A 21256-nucleotide genomic window follows, 5' to 3' on the forward strand; every position below is an offset into this window, starting at 1 on the left:
AGTGAGGCGGCATGAATCGCCGGTAGGTCGGTGCGACACGTGCCTGTTCCATGCGATGTCTCAATCTTGAACTTTAGGTTAAGACACCGCGCCAAACATCAGTTGGAGAGACAACTATGAAACTGACGAAAGCAATCCGTTTAATCGCTCTATCGCTGCTGGTCGTGGCGGCTTGCCAGACCGCGTATTCACAGGAAGCGCCATCGAAAGACTTTGATGAGTACATCAACAAAGCTCTCAAGGACTGGGACGTTCCGGGTCTCGCAATCGCGGTCGTCAAGAACGATCAAGTCGTCTTCGCCAAAGGCTACGGCGTGCGCAAGCTCGGCGATCCGGCTGCAGTCGACGCGAAGACTCTGTTTGCGATCGGGTCCTCGTCGAAGGCGTTCACCTCGGCGTCGATCGCAATGCTGATGGACGAAGGCAAGCTGAAGTGGGACGACCCGGCGACAAAATACCTTCCCGGCTTTCAGCTCTTCGACCCGTACGTCTCACGCGAGATCACCGTGCGAGACCTGCTGTGTCATCGCAGCGGACTCGAGCGCGGCGACTTCCTCTGGTACGGCACGTCGTACAGCCGCGACGAGATACTTCGCCGCGTTCGCTACCTGAAGCCAACCTGGAGCCTTCGCTCGACGTTCGGCTATCAGAACATCATGTACCTCGCCGCCGGTCAGATCGTTGCAGGCGTGTCGGGAAAGAGCTGGGACGATTTCATTCGTGAGCGCATCTTCAAACCGCTGGGGATGACTTCCAGCAGCACCAGCATCAACGATCTGAAGAACTCCGGCGACGTCGCGACGCCGCACGCGAAGATTGATGGAAAGGTCGAGATCATCCCGTGGCGCAAAATCGACAACATCGCGCCGGCCGGCTCGATCAACTCTAACGTGGTCGATATGGCGCAGTGGGTGCGGCTCCAACTCGGCGAAGGTTCCTACAAAGGCCAGCGTCTGATCAGCTCCGGCGGAGCAAAAGAGATGCACACTGCGCAGACTGTCATTCGAATGGAGCCTCCGTGGACGCTCTTCTACAGCGACGCGCATTTCCTGAACTACGGGCTTGGCTGGTTCCTGCACGACCATCGGGGGCGCAAGGTGGTCGAGCACGGCGGGAACATCGACGGCATGAGCGCGATGGTCGCGATGATTCCCGAAGAAAAGCTCGGTCTTGTGATCCTGACAAACATGAACGGCACTCCTCTTCCCGGTGCGATCGCCAGCCGCGTCTACGACTTGTATCTGGGAGTTCAACCGCGAGATTACAGCGCCGACTTGTTGAAGATCTACGGCGCTTTTCTCGAGCAAGGCAGACAAGCCCAGAAGAAGAACGAAGAGTCGCGCGTTAAGGGAACATCTCCGACTCTCTCGTTGGACAAGTACACCGGCCCGTACAAGGATGAGATGTACGGTGACGCGAAGGTCACGTTTGAAAACGGCAAGCTTGTGCTGACGACCCCCGGGTTCGACGGCGACCTCGAGCACTGGAATTACGACACGTTTCGAGTCACCTGGCGCGCGCGTTCTCTTGGAAAGGCGCTGGTGAGCTTCACGCTGAATGCGCGGGGCAAGGTCGACGAGATGAAACTGCCCGACTTGCAAATCAGCTTCAAGCGCGGGCCCGATGCCGCGGACACAGCTCCAGGCGTGAAGTTGAGCGAAGCCGATTTGAACAAGTTCGCCGGCAAGTACGAAGCGAAGGTTCCGCCGATCGAGATCAGCCTTGAAATGGTCGGAGGTTTGTTGAAAGCGGTCGTGCCCGGACAGCCAGTGTACACTTTGACACCGGTGTCCCCGACGCGATTCAGGATCGAGGGCGCGCCAGCAGGGTTCTTCGTCCAGTTCGAGATGGCTGGCGGCAAGGTGAAGAGCCTGACGATCGAACAAGGTCCCGCTGTCAGCTTCACGCTTCTACCGAAGCAATGACCGTTGGTGAGCCTTGCAGCTGCGTCTGTTGGCGGGCGACCCGACAGGAAGAAAGAATAGGTGAGCAACCAGCGCGTCACAGTAGTTCGCACCTTCATCTGCATCGAGATCTCTGAATCGATCAAAGAGCGAATCGGCCAGCTTCAAAAAACACTGCGTGAAATCGAAGGCCAGGTTAGTTGGACCAAGCCGTCAAACATTCATCTGACCTTGAAGTTCCTCGGAGATGTCGAGGCAACCCGAATCGACGCAGTTTGCAAAGCTGTCCAGAGAGCTGCCGGCGGGATCAGTCCGTTTGAAGTCGAGGCCGGCGGCACAGGCTGCTTCCCTTCGCCTCGAAGCCCTCGGGTCTTATGGGTTGGCTTTTCTGTTGTACCCGAACCCCTCAAGCAACTTTATGCAAACATCGAAGACGAACTCGCGCGAGAAGGCTTTCCTGGCGAGAAGCGAAAGTTCTCGCCTCACCTGACGATCGGCCGCATACGCACACCTCACAACGCCGCTCGCGTTGCAGAAGAGCTGATTGCTGTGGGCTTCAAGTCTGAGACGTTCAAGGCTACCGAAGTGATCGCTATGCGTAGCGACCTAAGACCGACGGGCTCGATCTACACTCCGCAGGCGGTCATCAAGCTGGCGTGAGGTTGGAGCTGCACGAACGCCGGCGAGGAGTTTGCGGCTTTGAAATCTCAGCCGGTTTACAATCGGCTCGAGCCGCTGCAATACTATCAATTAAACCGGTCGGGTTCGGTAAACACCCTCAAAGCGACGGAGCGTCAATGGCAAGAGTAGAAATCGCGGCGGCAGTGCTGACTATCAGCGACTCGGCTTCAAGGGGCGAACGCGTGGATAAGTCAGGACCTGCAGTTGTAGCCGAGCTGGAGAAGCTCGGCTGCCGCGTTGCCGCTACTGAAATCATATCCGACGATCGTGATCAGATTTCAGCCAGGCTGCGAGAATACGCCGACCGCGGCGACGTCAATTTGATCCTGACAACCGGCGGGACTGGATTTGCTCCGCGAGACAACACTCCGGAGGCTACTCGAAGTGTGATCGAGCGCGAAGCCCCGGGGCTTGCTGAGCTGATGCGGCTCCGAAGCCTCGATGAGACCCCGCTTGCGCCGCTCTCCCGGGCAGTGTGCGGCATTCGAGGCCGAACGCTGATAGTCAACTTGCCGGGAAGCACGCGCGGCGCAGTTCAGAACTTCAACGCGATCCGCAGCTCGCTTCCGCATGCGATTGGCTTAATGACGGAGCAATCCAAGAAATGTGCTTCTTAGTCATCCGTTATCGGTTTCTGGTTTCTGGTTGTGGTTGCGGATCGGTCCGTGACCTTAGCCCGCGGCCGAATGCAAGCGAGGACAAACTCTTAACAGCTAGAAACCACAAACCAGAAACCAGAAACCACCAAACCAATGACCACCGACAAACTCATTCACGCGACGGCAGCCGACAATCAGCTCAGATGTGTGGCGGCGGTGACCACCCACCTGGTAGCCGAAGCCTGCCGCCGGCATCGCACTTCCCCCACTGCATCTGCTGCGCTCGGCCGCACGCTGACCGGCGCGTTGTTGTTGGGAAGCGGCGTAAAAGATCTAGAAAAGCTCACGGTGCATTTCGATTGCGACGGTCCAATAAGCAGCATAGTCGCCCAGGCAGACCCCCTCGGCAATGTGCGCGGCTACGTCTCGAATCCCGAAGCTGACGCGACCGCGATGAACGAACACGGCAAGCTTGACGTTCGGGCAGTGGTTGGCGGCGGAAAGCTCTACATCACCCGCGACGCCGGATTTGAGATCGGATTGATGAAGGAACCCTATCGAGGGATGGTGCCGATCGTATCGGGCGAGATCGGCGAGGACATCGCCTACTATCTGGCGAAATCTGAACAGGTAAATTCCGCTGTCAGCCTGGGCGTGTTGATGACAATCGATGGCGCCGAATTCAAACAACCCGGCCACGGATCAACCATATCCGCGACGACTGAGTTTTCACTCCACAGCTTGCGAGTTGCAGCGGCGGGCGGGTTCATTATTCAGATGATGCCCAGCGGACACGAGGGACTTGCTGCTCATTTAGAGCGGAACATTGCGCGAGCACCTTATGCGACCGAACTGGTACGAGCCGGTTTGTCGCCCGTCGAAATGCTTGAAGCAGTGCTTGGAGACCTCGACCTGATGGTGCTCGAAGAGCATGAGCCGCACTTCTATTGCCAATGCTCACGCGAGCGCGCGCTTCTAATCATCTCGGCGCTCGGCCGCGAAGAGGTCGAGGACATGCTCGAGAAAGACAACGGCGCCGAATTAATATGCCACTTCTGCAACGAGGCTTATCAATTGAGCGCCGACGAGCTAACGAGGTTGTTGGCCTGAGCAGCGACCGATCAGTCACCTGAAACAAAATGCAAGGCGGATGCGACCGGTCAAGCATCCGCCTTGCGATTTACCCTGCCGTTAGAGAACCGTTTATTCGTCCTTCGAGACTCCCGTTAAGCCGAGGCGTCAAACTACACTTCGACGGCCGCTCAGCAGTTGGAAAAGCAGCACAATGACGGCGACGACTAACAGCAAGTGAATAAGCCCTCCGCCTATGCCACCGAGCAGACCCAGCAGCCACAGAATCATCAGCACTACTAAGATTGTCCAAAGCATGATCATTTCCTCCCGTGTTATGTCAAAAGCATCGTTCCGATTGCCCGCGTTTTATGCTTTCGCGCTTCCACGGGCGCCCAAATCCGAACTCGATATACAGGGTTGGCAACTGTCATTCCACGCTTGGGAGCCTTAATTTGAACCGAAACGGGCGTTGGAGCGATCGAACAGCTAAGGGTTTAGTACAGCCCCGTACCGCAATACTACAGCTAAAGAGAAGGCGCTCCCCCGCAGTCAGACTGAAGAACGTCGAACAGTTATCTGGATCGAGCTTGCGATGAATGAGACGGAGGGCGCTTGACGCGCTGAGGGGGTAGTCTCAGAATTCTCTTAGTAGGCGGCCGATTCGGCGTTGAAGGTTTCGATAGATCAGGTCTATCGGTTCAGTCGCGTCGATGACCTCGAAACCGTACTCATCGATCATCGAGTCGAACACCGAAAGCATCCTGGTCTGATACTCGGCAAAGCTATCGAACAAATCATCCCCAAGATGGATGTCCATTCCGGATTCCCAATAGTCGAACCCGCCCGGACTGCTCAATACCCGCGGGATCAAGCCGCCGACGTTCGAGCGCAGATAGAAAACTGCGTCAGGCTTTAGCGCCAGCCCGTAACACGCTTTGATCCAGCTCGCCTCCAGACCCCGGACGATTGAGCGCGCGATCAATGAATAGATGTAGCGATCCGTCAGGACTATGAAGCCGGCCCGCAGCGCCGGAATCATCTCGTTCTCGAGCCGATCGGCAAAATCGGTTGCATAGAAAAGCGTCAGCGATATTGGACCGAGCGTGATCCCAGCCTTGGCCTGTTTGATTCCTTTGCCCGCGAGAGCCGATCGGGTCATACCGGTGTCAAGCACCGCATGGCCGTTGGATTCTAACCATGGCTTGAGCATGGACACCTGAGTCGAACGCCCAACTCCGTCCGGGCCTTCGATCACGATCAACCTGCCGCGAAGTTCCTCCAGCTCGACGCCCGGCAGGCCCTCACCGTAGAATTCGAACGCGTGGTTGTTAGATCGATTCTCCAAGCTCGGTTTAGTTCTCCCAGGAATCAAGATTTGACGCCGAGAGCGCGTGCATTGGGCGCTTGGGCACGTCGATAAGCTCGCGCTCGACGATAGCGCGCACCTCGTTTTGCTGTTCTTCGATCGACCGGGTAGCGTCTATGACCCGCAGCCCGAATTCGTCCACCATCCCTTCATACTTGCGGCTGATCAGCCCCTGGAACAGCTCGAAGCTCTCCTCCAGGTCGTCGCTCAACCCCAGGTCCATTCCGGCTTCGTAGTACTTGAGCCCGGCACGCGCGCTCAGTATTCGTTTGAGCGAAACGTCGAGCGGCACGCGGAAATAGAAAGCGATCGTAGGCTTGACGGCGAACTTATAAAGCTCGAGCACCCAACGCGGACTGACGCCGCGGGCGGTGTCGCGCGCGAATGCGGTATAGATGTAGCGGTCCGCCAGTACTATGGCTCCGGCCTTGAGGGGCGGAATGATGTGGCGCTCAATGCGATCCGCAAGGTCGGTCGCGTGAAGAAGCGAGAAGGTTGAAGGCGTCAGCATCTGCTTTTTCTTGCCGCGGCGGGTCGTCTCCTTGACCAGCGGAGAGGAGTTCCACTCGCTGAAGAACACCATGTATCCTTCGCGCTTGAGCCATTGTTGGAGCAAGCTTAACTGGGTGGATTTTCCTGAACCGTCAATTCCCTCGACGATGAATAGCTTGCCGGGAAACTGGTGGTCGCCGTACATTTGCATCGGGTAAGAGTATAAACAAATGGCTGCAGCGACGCCACTGCTGCTCCGAAGGGTGTTGCTCCGAAGGGGAAGTCTCCTATGGCATTGAACGGGGATAAGTCTGCTGAGGAGTTAGTTCTCTCATATTGATTGTGTCACGGCCATAAAACCTCCTTGTTCACAACTTCGGATCTCACAACCGAGGGTTAAGGGGGCCTAATCTAGAAGTCCCCTCAACTCATTCTTTCTCTCGGTGGTATGAGGCCGCTCGCTACAAGGCTAAGGCTACTTGGCCTGGAATCTCAAGCACCTCGGATTTTGATTGACAAAGAACGGCGGTTGGGACTACATTTGCGCGGCTCAACCACTGAGTGCAAGATGACATTGCTGGGTGGGCTCAGGTGCTTCCCGTTCCGACCCTTGAGGCTAAGACCTTCAGGCGAGTCGTCGTCTCGATCAAAAGAACGAGTTACCAGGCGCTCGGTTGCTTAGTTGGAGCGGCGCTGGAGTTCGGCTAACGAATGGCTGATCGAGGTAATGAGTTAAAAGGACTTAGTCGCCAGTCTGGTCGCTAAGGAGGCGGTCGCGGGCAGGCATCCCACGGTTAGTGTCCTACCAAGATGCGGAACCTCCTAACTAAGGACATTCGGAGAAACCAAAGTGACAGACGACAACTTGAATCAACAAATTGAGGAATTCTGGTGGGCCTTCATCGGCAACGACCTTGATCGAGCCGCCCGTATAGTCAACGACTTGATCGTTCATACAATGGTTTCCCTTTTTGAAAGAACAAGAGATCAACTGCAGGATCCCAGTCGACAGGGTTTTGACGACCGAGCGTCGCGAATTCTGGGAGGCACGCCTGTATCTCTGATAGATCTAGCAAGGCTCGCAATATTGTTCAACGAGTTACAGGTGTTCGACATTGCGGCTGGCCATGAATCCGTGCGGAAACGTCTAAGGGTTTATGAACTCTCCCGATTGTCGGTCCTAGCTGCGGGTACACTGGCTTCAGACACTGAAGATGTACTCCGCCGAAAAGACATCGGCACGCTCAGCGAGTTTTTGTCGGCACTTCTCGATTTTGAACCCGGGATGCCCTATAACACTAGTCTAGATGACACAAGCTTAGATCAGAAGAGATTTACTATAGACCTAAGCACCGGCATAATGAAGAACCCCGCCGATCTATCCAGGAACGTCTCGTTCAAAGCAGCAACCTTTGGAGCGATGCTGGGCCACATCTGCTCTCAAGTGGCGAACAACTTTCGTCCCGATCTTATCACTCCCAATCCAACGGAGGATATTCACCAGATAAGGGAAAGGATGAAACAAGAGATGGATGCGATTCTCTTCAGGTCTGGATTCAATGCAGGTGCGAACTTCGGAACGGAGTTGTCAGAGGCACTCTCAAACAAGACGCCTGAAATGCCGCTCAGTGAGAGAATAGACAAGTGGTGTTCCTTCGACACCAGCGTTGGTTGGGGGAAGTTCGAGAACCATCTAACGATCAACGAGATTGCGCAAAAGGCAACGGGGAAAATAGTGCTGAAATCGAATTTTCTTATTGCTGAAAAGGACTACAACGATTTCAACATCTGCGGCTTGATGAAGGGATATGTTGCGGGAGTGCTGAAGCAGTTAGCTGGGTTCGCGATAGAGATTAGACACGACAAGTATCGTAGCGATTGCGCCCAGTTCAACCCTGAGAAGCAGTCATGCGATTTCGTCGCTCTCTGACAATGCGTGACGAGAAATCTGTACGACGCCGGAGGAGACAAGGCTATGAGCGCAAGCAAGGAAAACCGAGTACTGATCATAAACACGGGCGGGACGATAGCGATGGTGCATGAGGACAATAACCCCTTGAACCCGCTTAAGCCGGGTAAGTGGGACGAAATCACCAAGAACTATCCAGTGCTGAAACAGTTGAAAGAAAAAAACATTGAGACAGACATTCATACATTCGACCCTCTGTTGGACTCCTCGAACATATCACACGAGAACTGGAAGCAGATGGCGGAAGTGATCAGCAGCAACTACGATCAATTCACTGGGTTCGTGATACTGCACGGCACCGACACGATGTGCTACACAGCCTCAGCACTTTCGTTCATGCTAGAGCACTTAAGTAAGCCAGTTATTCTGACTGGCTCGCAGCTCCCGCTCGCCGTCCCCAGAAGCGACGCTTTGGAGAACTTTGTCACCGCTCTCAGCATCGCTGCTGGAGTCGATGTAAACGATGGCTCAACAATCCCACTCGTTCCCGAGGTATGCATATACTTCCGCGGAAAGCTATTGCGCGGCAACCGCGCACGGAAGCTTAGCTCAAGTGCCTATAGCGGTTTTGAGTCTCCGAACTATCCCCCTCTTGGAACCGTTGGCGAGCACATCGAACTTGATACGAGGCTGATCCGGACACCTGGGCCAGAGCAGTTATTTGCCAATACTGAATTCGTCACTCAGGTAATGGCGCTCGACATTTTCCCGAGTCTGGATCCGGAAATCGTCGTAAGAGTTGCCACTGAATCGGCGAGCGGCAAGAAAATTAGGGCCCTCATTCTGAAGACCTACGGGACCGGAAATGCGCCAAGCAACGAAGACTTTCTCCGTGCGATCGAACAGATAGTGAACGCGGGTCTTCTCGTTGTTGACGTCACTCAATGCCCTCAAGGAATGGTTGAAATCGGACAATACGAAGCTAGCGTTCCGCTCTTGGAAAGGGGCGTCATTAGCGGTCTGGACATGACTCCGGAGTCTGCTCTGTGCAAGCTCATGTGGCTTCTTGGAATGGGCTGGGACCTCGACCAGGTTCGAAAGCAGATGCAGTTGGATCAGCGTGGGGAGCAAAGCCTAAATATCTTTGAAATAGACTACGGCCCGGGAAGTGCCAGCCCTGTGTTTTCTAGCCAACAGGTTATCCCTGGAGAGGTCGAGTTTGAGAAGCTTGAAGTCGCGATATTACGTCTGCAGGGAACGAGCTTACTGACCGAGGACAAGGGAGATCGGAGACTCAGCCTGAGGGTGTATGTCAACTACCAGAATCTTCAAGAGAGCAGCGGCACGGAGATAATTCAATATGCAGGTACATGCGAAAAGACAATCGAGACAACAGGACAAAAGGCCAGCCTTTTTCTTGACGTGACGAGTTCCGTTAGAAAGTTCTTCACAAAGGGCAAGCCGGGCAGGATCGGCCTAGTAACGAATGGCTCGTCGGGGGCGGAGTGGGAAAAACTCAATCTGGCATTATACGTGAAGGCTTGATAGGCTGGTCGCCATGGATCGAGTATGCGTGATTTATACAGGCGGCACCATAGGGATGAAAGAGGTAAATGGTGTCCTACGGCCTCCAGATTCGGCTGATGAATTCCTCGAGATGGCACCGGAACTGCAGTCATTCGTTGAAGTCGAGCTTGTCCAACTCCTTCATAAGGACAGCACAAACATAACGCCTGGTGATTGGGTCGCAATGGCTAATGCCATTTACGAGCGGCGGAATGCCTTCAACGGGATAGTAGTGGCCCACGGCACAGATACTATGCACTTCTCGTCGTCTGCGGTGGCGTTCGCACTCGGTCTCGGCCTGGATTTTCCAGTTGTGTTTACTGGATCTCAGACAATCCCATCCGTGCCTGGAGGAGATGCGCGCCGGAATCTCGTTAACGCGTGTCGAGTGGCATTGACCGATCTCGCGGAAGTAGTGATTAGCTTTGGGGATTACGTCTTTCGCGCATGCCGCGCCCAGAAGAAAGACGAGAAGAGGTTTGATGCTTTCGAATCCCCGGCATACTTTCCGATTGCGTATATTACAGAGACCATCGACGTGCAGCCCATAGCCTTCACGAAATCCAAGAAGTCTTCAAAAGGAATTCAGCCATCAGACTTCCAGCCCTTCTACGAGTCTGGAATACTACAGATTGAACTTATTCCCGGTCTCGAACCCGAGCTTGTGTCGCCAATGTTAGAGGCAACCCTGTGCAAAGGGATCATTCTGAAGTCCTTCGGTGCGGGCAACGTCCCCGATGAACCTCTCTATTCGTTCATTCCATTAATAGAGGAAGCTGTGCATGAAAAAGGTATACCGGTGATAATTACGAGCCAGTTTCCAGCAAACTCAACGATGAACACTGCATATGAACCTGGAGTGAAGGCCAAAGACGCAGGCGCAATACCGACAGGAAACATGACAAGTGCGGCGGCGGCCACCAAGTTCAGGTGGGTGCTAGCGTTGGCAAATAGGCTGAAGTTGGACGGACACGAGAAAATCAAATACGTACGTAAAATGATGTCGCATGTGTTCATCGGTGAAATGAGTGTTGGAGTTGATTCTATCGACGGACCTCCTTCGGTCCAAGATCGCTAGCTGGCAGGCTTGGAATGATCGATCTAGAGACGCTATTTGAGAAACACAACCTAGACCGGGAGCGCTTCGACTGGGCTACGCACCATCTCAACGAGCTGAATGCGATCTGCGAAGACTACGAAGGTTTTCGGGAGAAACTTCATCCACTCGCCAGCTATCTTGCCGACGTCTTGAGACAAGGAGGCGACAAAGTCCACTCAATTAGATTTCGATTGAAGGATCCAGAGCATCTGATCGTGAAGATCATCAGAAAAGAAGATCGTGTTCCTATTGACAGGAGCAATTACAGAGTCAGAATCAAGGATCTAATTGGACTCCGCGCGTTGCACCTATTTAAGGAGGATTGGGTTTACATTGATGAGTATATCAGGGCTAAATGGAGGCTGGCGGAAAACCCCACTGCCAGCGTACGCAAGGGGGATCGCGAGGAGCTAATAGAGGATTTCAAGAAGGCTGGTTGTAAAATAAGGGAGCATAAGGCTGGATACCGCTCGGTTCACTACTTGATCCGGACGCAACTGGACAAAGAGACGCAGGTAGCGGAAATCCAAGTTCGGACGATTTTTGAAGAAGGATGGAGCGAAATCGATCACCTAATTCGCTACCCAGACAATCTTACCACCGAACGGAATGAAGGATTGTTAGGCATTCTCAACAAGCATGCAGGAAGTGCAGATGACCTGGGTTCATTTATTAGGGATATCCAAGAAGAATACCTTGGAGATCGGCAGGTGCCCCGCTCGGGTCGAGCAACACAGATGCTAGCAAAACAGAGGAACGAGAGGGTTGATAGAATGAACATAGAGAAGAAAGAGAAGAGTTATATCAAGCAGGGCCTTGAGGATCTCGATAAATCTGCGCGTGAGGAATCTCTCCCTAAAGAATCGGCGGGAAAATTTAGTCAAGCAAACCCGCCCTCCCGCCACAGTCAGATGATCAAAGAGGTTTTCTTTGGCAGGGTTGATGACAGCAAGGACTAGCCACGCAACCAGATGTCTGTGGATGAACCCTTGCAATCTGCGTGTGTCGTTGACAGGGAGCGGAGGAACTCGAGACATGGAGATCGGAATCCGACAGGGCGGAACCGTGTCTTGCGGCTCTGACTGAGTCAAGCGAGTCCTAGACTGCCGAAAGCACTAGCGGTCTTTCACCCTCTCCCGATGAGTACGTGATGCAGTTCGGTTGTCTGGCTGTCAGTCAATTCAATATCGTGCACTCCCTTCAAAAGCGCCGGAGCTGCCGCCTGCATCGCCGCGTAGGCTTGGGCTTCGCTAGCATCCGCGCCACCGACATGCACACCTTTGTTCAGTTCATTGCGAGCCTTTTGCAGACGGGATGCCGCATCCCGCGCGCCAACGGGCCCATTCTGCGCGATCCATTGCAAAGCCCCCTTTATGTCCTCACTCTCTGATTCCTCCGCACCGGCAATCTCTCGTACGAAGCCCTCCAAAACGGTTCTCGCCCGGGAGACAACTCTGGTGTAGTCGGCCAAAACGTAGGGGCAGAGTACCTCTCGGCACAAACTTTCCACTGTAACTGGATAGCGCACGAGCACACACGACACTCTAAACAAAAGAGCCGGAGTCTTCGAGCCGTCAGAACTCTGCGTCACGCGAGTTAGCACTGGCTGTGCCTCGTGACTGTCGTTGACCTTGGTTCGCAGGCCGTGAGAGGCGGCAAGTGCTGCTGAGAAGGTTCCTTCCAAGTAAGCCGACCAGAATGCTTCATGTTTGGCGAGCAATGGTAGGTCGTCGTACTCGGAACGCACGTGGCAAGCAGAAAGGAAGTCGCGTTCAATCCTGATATCGACAGACCAAAGTTCTGATCCGCGTCCCTTCGCCGTCTTGCTTACGGTAATTCGCCCCCACCCAGACGCCTCATCAATCTTGGTTGCCGCAACGATTAAATCTCGTCCCGACTTAGGCAGCCCTAAGACACCCCTAACGCTCTTACTTTTCTCCATGAGCCACTTCACGACACCAAGACCGAACGATACACCGGCACGATATCCTGCAGCTCCGTACTCCTTTGGCGTGCCTGCTGCGGCGGCCGCCATGAGTGCCTGAAGTGTCTCGCCTCTAATCACTAATGCTTGTGCATCAGTTTCCAGTGTCCCAATGTTGACGAATCTGGTGAACTCAGGTTTACCAAAGAACTGTTCTACTGCACGATAGGCCGCATCCGCGAGATACGGCTGAAGAGACTCGGCAACCTTCGATGGCGAGAGCGATAGTAACCTCTCTATTTCCTCACTTCGCAGGTCCTGGATTCCAGTCGGCAACTGTTCTTCGCCCGCCAATGGCTGCTTTGTACCGTCGCTTCCGTAGTGAGCGCAAATTTTCAGCGCGGTCTCTTTCACCGAAATGAGCAACTCGGCGTATCGGGTCGGGTCGTATTGAATGTGTTCGACAGTCGGGTCTACATCGGGAATCTCTTCAAGCTTGACTCCGTGTTCAACGATAAGGACGATCTTCTTGCCAAGTTGCCGGGCCCACGAATGTTCTGCATTAACCCACTTGGATTTCGCACCGGCACTCGTAATCAAGAAGAAGCAGGCCTGAGATTCAGCAATCTGTGTTCTGAGTCGATCACCAAGCGGTGCCCCTGGGGAGGACCGATCAAGATCCCGCTCGACGACTACGCCGCTGACGTCGCGCAGCGTTGCCACGATCGTGTCGGCTAGTAGCATATCGTGCCGTGAGTAGCTAAGGAAGAGTTTCATCTTGTTCTCCAGACCCTCTGATTTTCAGACTCCCTTGTGTCCAGTTAGGCTAGCCGCTTCAACATCTCTTTCGCCAAAGCGCTGTAGTCTTCGGCGCCATCGCTTCTCGGCGCGTACTCGAATACCGATTTGTGCTCTTGTTGCGAGTAGTCCAGTTCTGTTCGCTCGCGAATGACTGTTCGATACACTCTACCGTGAAACAGCTTCTTCGCTTCGTGGCGGACCGTCTCGGGACCAGCGCGGCGTGTCGTGTAAAACGTTATCACGATGCCGGTGCGTTCGCTATCGATTCGCGCGTCCCGGGTGTGGGTGTCTATGAACTCGATCATCTGCGCGATCGACCGCAAGCCCAGCCAGGTGGAAACGCAAGGTATCAACAGATAATCGGAAAGCGAGATCGCCGCTGAAGTCATTCGCCCAAGCTCCGGCGGACAGTCGAACAACACGAAATCGTAGTCGTCATCCCTCGCTCGAAAAGCATGTCTGAGCGGCGCCGTCAGGTGCCCCAGACCGTCGGAGGCAACAGTTGCATGCCACAGACGTCTGCCGCCGCTTGGCAACAGCCACACGTTTTCTCCGATACGATTTGCGCTGAACGTTCCCTGCTCGATCGCCGAGGCCAGCGTGCCGCGCGCGTGATCCGTACCGGCAATGAACCGAAGATTGTCCTGGGGATCGCAGTCCACCAGCAGCACCCGCGCGCCAGCGAAAGCTAAACCGTGTCCAAGGTTCCAGGTCGTCGTAGTCTTGCCTGTCCCGCCCTTCGACGCCGCGATCGCTATGTGAATGCCCATCTCGCTGACCAGCCTGAGGGAAAGAACCTACTTTTCGAGAGCTGAAGCGGAAAGCTGGGGGTCAGCTTCGCTCCCCGCGTGTTCCGAAGGAACGACTACGCGCAGATTCTGTATCCCTCGATAAGCAAGGTAGTGGTTATAGAACACAATCAGCAGCCCAACAGCCGGGATCGACAGAAATACGCCAACAAGTCCGCCGATCTCCGCTCCCGCTAGAATAGCGATGATCACCACCAGCGTGTGCATCTTGATGCCATGCCCGACAATCCGGGGATAGATAAAATAGTCCTGAATCAGTCGAAGAACTGCGAGGAACAACGCGACGAACAGAGCGGTTTTGAATGAGACGGTCAGCGTCAAACCGACGATAATGCATGCCGCGATCAACGGACCAATCAGCGGGATGAATTCCAGCAAGCCGGCTATCGTGGCCAGCACTACCGGATACGGCGCGCGGATCAGACTCAGCCCAATCATTACCAGAATGCCAACTACAAGACACGCGGTGATCTGCGCGCGGATGTAAGCGGCAAGCGTTCGGCTGACGTCCATCAGCAGCCAGTGAGCGCGCTTCTGCAGCCGCTCATTTGGCAAAAGCGCTATCAGGTTCTGCTCAAAGTACGCCGCATCTTTCAGCAGGAAGAATGAGAGTATCGGAACCAGTATCGGCCACGTTAAGTACTGCAGGTAGCCTAATGCGCCGGCCACAGACTCGGTCATCCATCCAGCAACCGCGTTCGTCATGTCGCTCGCGCGGCTGAAAATCGCCTCCCGCCACTGCGGCGGGATCTTCACGTGCCTCATCCAGCTATTGGCATCATTGAAGACTTTGTTAACCCAGCCCTCTGCCGATTTAGTATAGCCCGGCAGATTCTTCGCCAGGTCTGCCACCTGTTGAGAAAGCGGTTGCCAGATGAGTTGCACGCCGACAAACAGAACGACGCCGATCAGCAGATACACTAACAATATCGCGACGTTGTGCGGCAGTCGAAGCTCATATCTGGCCACGTACACGGGCTGCTCGAGCAGGTGTACAATCGGCGCAATCAAGTAGCAAAAGAAGATCGATACGATCAGCAACAACAGCAGAGTGCGTATCTCATAAAGCAGCCAGCTCGCGATGAACAGACCCGCCAAGAGGAAGATCACGCGAACGATCACCGTCGTCCACATGCGAATCATCTCCGAGTTTTGATGCTGCCTTTCCTTCAACGAGGCCTCCAAAAGGGTGAAGGATATCCTCTATGCGGCGGAGTATAACACACGCGCAGAGCACGTTGCTGCTACGGGATTCAGAGGAGTCGTAAACAGAGGATTGAAGATCGAGAATTGAAATCCGCCCCGCGTTGCCGCGCCCTTGAGCAAATTCCAATTCCCAATCTCTGACTGTTTATGTCACAAGCGGCGTGCTTTGATAAGACACTGAAGGGAGACACGAACTCAGTTCCTTCGAATATCCCCGCGAGCCGCAGCGCGGATACGCCGAATGTCGTCGGTCAGCGCCTTCGCCTTCGGCATTTCACCCAGAGCGCGTTGTAGCTGGACATCCCCATCGGCGAGCGCGGCGCGAGCATTCTCTTCGCCAAACGCCGCCGTGGCCACCTCGTAGCGAACTCGGCGCTTGACCCAGTCCGCATCTTTGTCAACGCGCGAGTCGTCGGATTTCAATTCCTTGTGCTCGCGGAGAAAGTTCTTGAACGCGGCCAGAACCTTGTCGCCCACGGCGTACTCGCCTTGCGCGAGCCGGTGTCTGTGATCGCACGGGCGATCGACCTTGAACTCCGACAGCCCGGCAATCTGCCCGGCTACTAAAGCGCGAGTGAATTGGAAAACGGGTTCTACCCATACCCGTTGGAGCTCAAACTCAGCCGACGGAAACTTCACCAGTACATCCGGCTGAATGCCGCCGCCGCCGTAGACCGTTCTGCCGGTATCGGTGCGTTTCTCTTCGGTTCGCTGAACCGCGTCCTTGTCGCCCCGTTTCAGATAGTAGTCGTAGAAAGAGCGGTTGTTGTACTCGCGCTGGATCAGACGTCCGCTCGGCGTATAGAAGTGCCCGGTAACAAGCCATAGACCCGAGCCGTCCGACAACGGGAACACGCTCTGCACCAATCCCTTCCCGAAGCTGTTCTCGCCGACTATTACTCCGCGGTCGTGATCTTGAAGCGCACCCGCAACGATCTCAGAAGCCGACGCCGATCTGGAGTTGATAATGACAACGATAGGAAACTCTTCGGGATTGTTGTTACTGGCAACTTCTTCGCGGGTCGGAAACGTTTGCGGACGCCCCCGCAGCGTCACTATGGGCTGCCCACGATACAGAAAAAGATTGGTGATCTTTTTCGCCTGTTCCACCAGACCGCCGGGATTGTTCCGCAGATCCAGAATGAGCGACGTCATTTCCTGTCTTTGCAGGTCTGCCAGCGCCGTGCGAATCTCGTCGTAGCTCGTGAAGTTGAATCCTCGATCGAAGTTGATGTAGCCAACGCCATTGGCGGCCATGTAGGAATTGGTCACCGACGCCAGCTTCACAGCTTCGCGAACGAACTTGAACTCGACCGGCTGACTTGCGCCCAGCCGCGCCACCTTCACCGTAACAGATGTGCCCTCCGGCCCGATCAGCTTTTGCGAGACTTGTTGGGAGTTCCAAGTCTCAGTCGATTCTCCATTGATCTGGACGATCTGATCTCCGTAGCGTATGCCGCCACGATGAGCCGGAGTCGCATCGAACGGCGACATGATATAGACCCTGTCGTTTCGCTGCGCTATGGTCGAGCCTATCCCGGAATAACGGCTGCGCTGATCCTGTTGGACCTTCTCCCACTCTTTAGCGTCGAAATAGCTGGAGTGCGGGTCGAGCGTGTGAAGCATGCCAAGGATCGAAGCCTTGGTCAGCTTGCTGAAATCAACCTGCCCGGCGTAGTTGTCTTTCGCGACCAGAACCGCCTTAGCAAAGTCTTCGGCAATCTGCTGCCGCGCCGTAGAGACGTCCGCTCTCTGTCCGAGAAGCTTCTGAGCGGGATGCGCGCCTGCAAATGTAATTGGGATGATGAGAGCGACAACAAGCAACCAGTAGCGCTTCTTAGATTTCATCGTGAGCTTTCACCTCGAAAACGATTCACTCGAGTCACAGCAGTTGGAAGTTTCGCCAGTACGCCTTCAGCAATCGTCCAGAAGAAATCTTAGCGGAAAGGGATTGCCAAAACAACTGGAGCTTCGAGGTAGCATAAACTTCGCCTGTGGATCGGTCGCTCAGTCTCACTGGTGGGAAGTCTCCAGCAAGGATGGTTTACACAGGAACTCAGCAAAAGCAGCGGCCCGAGCCTTATGAGCTCGGGCCGCCGTGTATCCCAGACTGTCTAGTTGGCTAATTCCTTCGCGGCTCTACGTCGCGCGAGCTCCGCAAGCGATGAAGGTCCTCTGCCATCGTTCTGGCCTTTGGTATTTCGGTGATCGCTCGCTGCATCTGAAGGTCAGTTTCCAACAGCACCTGATACGCCGTTTCGACTCCGTACGCCGCGGTCACCATCTCGTAGCGGATCTGGCGCTTGATGAAGTCAGCTTCCTTGTCCACACGCGAGTCGTCCACTTTGAGTTCCTTGTGGTCTCGCAGGAAGCTCTTGAACGCGGGAAGGACCTTGTCGGTGATCTGATACTCGTTCGCCGCGAGATGGTGGCGATGATCAGCCTGCCGATCCAGCTTGAATTCCAAACACCCCTGAATCTGCCCTGCTGCAAGTTGGTGCGCAAACTCGAAGACGGGGTCGAACCATACGCGCTGAAGCTCGATGTCGCGCTGGGAAACTCTTACTTTCGCCTCGACGTCTGGATCGATTCCTCCGCCACCGTAGACCGGCCGGCCCGAGTCGGTTCGCTTCGCATCAGTGTGCGTTCCGTTCTTGTCGTCGCCGCGTTTGAGGCTGTAGTCGTAGAACGAGCGCCCGCTGTAGTCGCGCTGAATCAGCCGCCCGCTTGGCGTGTAGTAGTGACCAGTCGTCAATATCAGCGCCGATCCGTCCGCCAGCGGGAACGGGCTCTGCACAAGACCCTTGCCAAAACTGTTTTCGCCAACAAGCCGTGCGCGGTCGTGGTCCTGCAACGCGCCGGCAACGATCTCAGCCGCCGAAGCCGATAGCCTGTTAATCAAAACGACGATCGGATATTCCTCCGGAGCGGTGTTGTTGGCAACAAATTCCCTGGACTGAAAGACCCCGGGGCGTCCGCGCATGGACAATATCTTCTGCCCGCTATACAGGAACAGGTTCGATACGCGCTGTGCCTGGTCGACCAGCCCGCCGCGGTTGCTTCTGAGGTCGAGTATCAGTGAGGTCATCCCCTGCTGCCGCAGTTCTCGGAGAGCCCTGTTCACTTCATCGTAGGTGGTTGTGTTGAATCCCCGCTCGAGATTGACGTAGCCGACTCCGCCCGCGAGCATGAAGTAGTTCGCGACCGATGGCAGCGGAACGGGTCCGCGCGTCAGCTTGAAGTCTATCGGCTTATCGACGCCCAGCCGGGCTATCTTGACGTTTACCGTGGTGCCTTCCGGGCCAAGCAGCTTGCTTCTGACTTGAGCCTGAGTCCAACCGTTGGTCGACTCGCCGTTGATCCCGGCAATATGATCCCCGTAACGAAGCCCGGCTCTGTACGACGCGGTCCCCTGGGTCGGCGAGACGATATACACCTTCCCGTAGTGTTGAATGATCGTCGAACCGATGCCGTAGTATCGGCTGCTCTGATCGTTCTGGAAGTCTTCCCATTGCTGCCGGTCGAAATATGCCGAGTGGGGATCGAGCGTGCGAAGCATCCCCCCGATGGATGCTTTGGTTACCTTGTTGAACTCAACCTGGCCCGCGAAATTGTCCTTCGCGACGACGATGGCATTTGCAAAGTCTTCGGCGATTCGCTGGCGAGCTGCCATATCGGCTGGGCTTTGCCCCGTCGAACGCTGCCCAGTGTGCGCACCGGCAAACGTGAGCGGCAGCACAAGCGTCAAGACTAACAGCCAGTGTCGCTTCTTGAATCTCATCTCGAGCCCTTTCGTGTGAGTGATCATCATCCGCGGGCCGCCCCAAAACGAATGTTACGCCGCAAGATACTTGGCGATTTTACAGGACGGATAACTGGAAAACAACCGTAAGCTGGAAAGCGTCGTTGATTGAACGGGCGCTTTGCTTCTGTTAGTTTTAAGAGCGATTCATTCGTGCATCGTGAATGTCATCTGACAACCATTGAACCAAGCCGTCAACGAACCCTCTCTTCGCACTTGCCCTGGCTGCGGCACTCAAACGCCCGCTGAGGACCCTCGGTGCGCGCACTGCGGTCTCAGTTCAATCGATGTGGTGTTCGCCGACCGCAAGGCTGATTCGGAGCGCCGCTTCCTGCAGGCGTTATTCACTCGCTCAAATCCGTTCACGATGATCTTCATCGGGATCAATGTTGGGATCTTCGTGTTGATGTGCCTGGCAGGTGGTTTCGCCGTGACCTCATCCGATCCCGCGGTGTTGCTGGGATTCGGCGCAAAACAAAACAGCTTGATTGCCGGCCAGCATCAATACTGGCGGCTGATCACTTCGATCTTCATTCACATCGGGTTCATTCACCTGTTCCTCAACAACTACGCGTTGTGGATCATCGGCCAGGAGATCGAGCGCATCTACGGTTCGGCTCGTTTTGTGGTTCTCTACCTGGCCACAGGCATTGTCGGTTCAGTTGGCAGCTACGTCTTCAATCCCGAGGCGACATCGGCCGGCGCTTCGGGCGCCATTTTCGGGCTGTTTGGGGTGATGGCAACCTTCGCGTTCAAGTACAGGAGAGAAATCCCCGAGTTGCTGAGCCGCGAGATCAAGCGGCGTGTGATTCCGATCATCGCAATCAATTTAGTGTTCGGCTTCTCAGTCAGAATAGTCGATAACGCGGCGCACATCGGAGGTCTGCTGACTGGAATCGCGCTCGCCTTGGCAGTCCCATACAAACGGCCACACGAACGAATCACCCCAGCGGTCTGGCGCGCGCTGCATATCATCTGCCTTGCGGTTATTCTTATCTCGTTCGTCAGCGCGTTCCGAGCATACAACGGACCGAGCCTGGGCTTTTCGAACCTTACCCGGCGTCCCGGCTCGAGCGTTGTGAAGTACTTCGATCAAATGAAAGAGGCCGCCAGATCGTTAAGCCAGTCTATCGAGTTTGGCGCCGCGCCGCTCGACTCCGGGAGCGAGGCGGCTGGCGTGAAACCGGCCCTCGCCGCGGTCGAACTAGGAATCCGGGCCGTCAATGCGGTACCTCAGATGGACTCCGACGCCGATCAATACCGCAAGCGATTACTTGAATTGTTAGTCGGGCAGAAAGAAATTCTGGATCGATTCGCGCGGACGAACTCAAAGAACCGCAACTCGCTGATTGCTGAAGAGGAAATGCTCAAGAATCGCTACAATCAGTTCCTGGCGGATTATGGTAGATGGATACCGGGATTTTTGAAGGAACACGGGTACGAGCTCGGCGAAGCAAATGATCGGTGAGTCCGTTCGCAGACGGAATGGGCGGGATCACGGCTCGGACAATCGCTCGACGTCCAGGATGGGTACGCGCCGTCTCCCGCTCTTGAAGTAAGTCTTCGCGGGCCATCCGAACTTCGCGCGTTGAGCGGTGAGGCTGTCCTTGCCGTGAGCGATAGGACGAACCTTGTTTGGCTCGAGTGCAAGGACCCCTTCCACGCGATCCGCCAATAAGCCCAACTGCGCATCGCCCTTCACCAGAATCAAACGCCGCTTGGCCGGCTCCTGGCTCACCTCGAGGCCGAGATCCATCACCACAGTCATGCGGCCTCGCACACTCGCGAGCCCTGCAACACCATCCGGCGGACCCGGCAGCGGAGTGATTCGCGGACAGTCAACGACTCCTTCAGTGCTCTCCACGCCGATCGCGTACGGCGCGCCGCCGACTTCAAACATCAACACCGAGACAAGCTCCGTCTTGCCGTCGCCCCCACCAGGCGAGCCGAACTCCAGCGGCAAAGCAGCTATTGTGCGGCGAGCGCTCGCGTACTTGTCCCTGGGTGATTCCGGCATTTGCTTT

At 55.2% G+C, this 21256-nt stretch carries 18 protein-coding genes; 9 read left to right on the top strand and 9 right to left on the bottom strand.

Going from position 1 to position 21256, the window contains the following annotated elements; translation table 11 throughout:
- Positions 1–116: 116 nt before the first annotated feature.
- The 4 genes from AABO57_16945 (at position 117) to AABO57_16960 (ending at position 4294) form a co-directional block, all read left to right on the top strand.
- On the top strand, positions 117–1925 hold the full coding sequence (locus AABO57_16945; GenBank protein ID MEK6287431.1) for a serine hydrolase: 1809 nt from the start codon (positions 117–119) through the stop codon (positions 1923–1925).
- A 60-nt stretch (positions 1926–1985) separates the two neighbouring features.
- Positions 1986–2564 carry an RNA 2',3'-cyclic phosphodiesterase gene (gene thpR, locus AABO57_16950; protein ID MEK6287432.1) on the top strand — a complete coding sequence of 193 codons (579 nt, stop codon included), beginning with the start codon at positions 1986–1988 and terminating at the stop codon, positions 2562–2564.
- Positions 2565–2701: 137 nt separating this feature from the next.
- Positions 2702–3202: a MogA/MoaB family molybdenum cofactor biosynthesis protein gene (locus tag AABO57_16955; GenBank protein MEK6287433.1), complete on the top strand. Its 501-nt coding sequence runs from the start codon at positions 2702–2704 to the stop codon at positions 3200–3202.
- A gap of 135 nt (positions 3203–3337) precedes the next feature.
- Positions 3338–4294, top strand: coding sequence for an Hsp33 family molecular chaperone HslO (locus tag AABO57_16960; protein MEK6287434.1), 957 nt, complete (start codon positions 3338–3340; stop codon positions 4292–4294).
- A 129-nt stretch (positions 4295–4423) separates the two neighbouring features.
- On the opposite strand, the gene AABO57_16965 is transcribed toward AABO57_16960, so the two are convergent.
- The 3 genes from AABO57_16965 to tmk form a co-directional block, all read right to left on the bottom strand.
- Positions 4424–4573, bottom strand: a complete 150-nt coding sequence (locus AABO57_16965; protein MEK6287435.1) for a lmo0937 family membrane protein — start codon at positions 4571–4573, stop codon at positions 4424–4426.
- Between the two features lie 319 nt (positions 4574–4892).
- Positions 4893–5603, bottom strand: a complete 711-nt coding sequence (locus AABO57_16970; protein ID MEK6287436.1) for a thymidylate kinase — start codon at positions 5601–5603, stop codon at positions 4893–4895.
- A gap of 7 nt (positions 5604–5610) precedes the next feature.
- Positions 5611–6321 (bottom strand): dTMP kinase, encoded by a 711-nt coding sequence (gene tmk, locus AABO57_16975; GenBank protein MEK6287437.1) that lies wholly within the window; start codon positions 6319–6321, stop codon positions 5611–5613.
- A 645-nt stretch (positions 6322–6966) separates the two neighbouring features.
- On the opposite strand from tmk, the gene AABO57_16980 reads away from it, so the two are divergent.
- Genes AABO57_16980 through AABO57_16995 form a run of 4 tightly spaced genes read left to right on the top strand, consistent with a single transcriptional unit; the run spans position 6967 to position 11649 of the window.
- Positions 6967–8046: a hypothetical protein gene (locus AABO57_16980; protein ID MEK6287438.1), complete on the top strand. Its 1080-nt coding sequence runs from the start codon at positions 6967–6969 to the stop codon at positions 8044–8046.
- Between the two features lie 45 nt (positions 8047–8091).
- Complete coding sequence (locus AABO57_16985; protein MEK6287439.1) at positions 8092–9570, top strand: asparaginase; 1479 nt, start codon at positions 8092–8094, stop codon at positions 9568–9570.
- Between the two features lie 13 nt (positions 9571–9583).
- Complete coding sequence (locus AABO57_16990; protein ID MEK6287440.1) at positions 9584–10669, top strand: asparaginase; 1086 nt, start codon at positions 9584–9586, stop codon at positions 10667–10669.
- A gap of 14 nt (positions 10670–10683) precedes the next feature.
- Entirely contained in the window at positions 10684–11649 is a 966-nt protein-coding gene (locus tag AABO57_16995; protein ID MEK6287441.1) for a RelA/SpoT domain-containing protein, read from the top strand.
- Between the two features lie 167 nt (positions 11650–11816).
- On the opposite strand, the gene AABO57_17000 is transcribed toward AABO57_16995, so the two are convergent.
- From AABO57_17000 to AABO57_17020, 5 genes are all read right to left on the bottom strand, one after another.
- On the bottom strand, positions 11817–13391 hold the full coding sequence (locus tag AABO57_17000; GenBank protein ID MEK6287442.1) for a toll/interleukin-1 receptor domain-containing protein: 1575 nt from the start codon (positions 13389–13391) through the stop codon (positions 11817–11819).
- 44 nt (positions 13392–13435) lie between these two features.
- A complete protein-coding gene (locus AABO57_17005; GenBank protein ID MEK6287443.1) occupies positions 13436–14185 on the bottom strand; it encodes a ParA family protein in 750 nt (249 codons plus the stop codon).
- 27 nt (positions 14186–14212) lie between these two features.
- Positions 14213–15397: an AI-2E family transporter gene (locus tag AABO57_17010; protein ID MEK6287444.1), complete on the bottom strand. Its 1185-nt coding sequence runs from the start codon at positions 15395–15397 to the stop codon at positions 14213–14215.
- Between the two features lie 228 nt (positions 15398–15625).
- Positions 15626–17278 (bottom strand): S41 family peptidase, encoded by a 1653-nt coding sequence (locus AABO57_17015; protein MEK6287445.1) that lies wholly within the window; start codon positions 17276–17278, stop codon positions 15626–15628.
- A 274-nt stretch (positions 17279–17552) separates the two neighbouring features.
- Positions 17553–19241, bottom strand: coding sequence for a S41 family peptidase (locus AABO57_17020; GenBank protein MEK6287446.1), 1689 nt, complete (start codon positions 19239–19241; stop codon positions 17553–17555).
- Positions 19242–19413: 172 nt separating this feature from the next.
- On the opposite strand from AABO57_17020, the gene AABO57_17025 reads away from it, so the two are divergent.
- Positions 19414–20700 carry a rhomboid family intramembrane serine protease gene (locus AABO57_17025; GenBank protein ID MEK6287447.1) on the top strand — a complete coding sequence of 429 codons (1287 nt, stop codon included), beginning with the start codon at positions 19414–19416 and terminating at the stop codon, positions 20698–20700.
- A gap of 27 nt (positions 20701–20727) precedes the next feature.
- Here the strand turns inward: AABO57_17025 and AABO57_17030 are convergent, their stop codons facing one another.
- Positions 20728–21249 (bottom strand): chemotaxis protein CheW, encoded by a 522-nt coding sequence (locus AABO57_17030; protein ID MEK6287448.1) that lies wholly within the window; start codon positions 21247–21249, stop codon positions 20728–20730.
- Between the last annotated feature and the right edge of the window lie 7 nt (positions 21250–21256).

It is taken from the genome of Acidobacteriota bacterium (assembly GCA_038040445.1).
Lineage (GTDB): Bacteria > Acidobacteriota > Blastocatellia > UBA7656 > UBA7656 > Onstottus_A > Onstottus_A frigus.

Bases quoted from the DNA above. Each gene is read 5' to 3' on its own strand.
- AABO57_16955 (MEK6287433.1), top strand. From the start codon at position 2,702: ATGGCAAGAGTAGAAATCGCGGCGGCAGTGCTGACTATCAGCGACTCG.
- AABO57_17015 (MEK6287445.1), bottom strand. From the start codon at position 17,278: ATGAAATCTAAGAAGCGCTACTGGTTGCTTGTTGTCGCTCTCATCATC.
- AABO57_16985 (MEK6287439.1), top strand. From the start codon at position 8,092: ATGAGCGCAAGCAAGGAAAACCGAGTACTGATCATAAACACGGGCGGG.
- AABO57_16995 (MEK6287441.1), top strand. From the start codon at position 10,684: ATGATCGATCTAGAGACGCTATTTGAGAAACACAACCTAGACCGGGAG.
- AABO57_16990 (MEK6287440.1), top strand. From the start codon at position 9,584: ATGGATCGAGTATGCGTGATTTATACAGGCGGCACCATAGGGATGAAA.
- AABO57_17005 (MEK6287443.1), bottom strand. From the start codon at position 14,185: ATGGGCATTCACATAGCGATCGCGGCGTCGAAGGGCGGGACAGGCAAG.
- AABO57_16945 (MEK6287431.1), top strand. From the start codon at position 117: ATGAAACTGACGAAAGCAATCCGTTTAATCGCTCTATCGCTGCTGGTC.
- tmk (MEK6287437.1), bottom strand. From the start codon at position 6,321: ATGTACGGCGACCACCAGTTTCCCGGCAAGCTATTCATCGTCGAGGGA.
- AABO57_17000 (MEK6287442.1), bottom strand. From the start codon at position 13,391: ATGAAACTCTTCCTTAGCTACTCACGGCACGATATGCTACTAGCCGAC.
- AABO57_16965 (MEK6287435.1), bottom strand. From the start codon at position 4,573: ATGCTTTGGACAATCTTAGTAGTGCTGATGATTCTGTGGCTGCTGGGT.
- AABO57_17020 (MEK6287446.1), bottom strand. From the start codon at position 19,241: ATGATGATCACTCACACGAAAGGGCTCGAGATGAGATTCAAGAAGCGA.
- AABO57_17030 (MEK6287448.1), bottom strand. From the start codon at position 21,249: ATGCCGGAATCACCCAGGGACAAGTACGCGAGCGCTCGCCGCACAATA.
- AABO57_16960 (MEK6287434.1), top strand. From the start codon at position 3,338: ATGACCACCGACAAACTCATTCACGCGACGGCAGCCGACAATCAGCTC.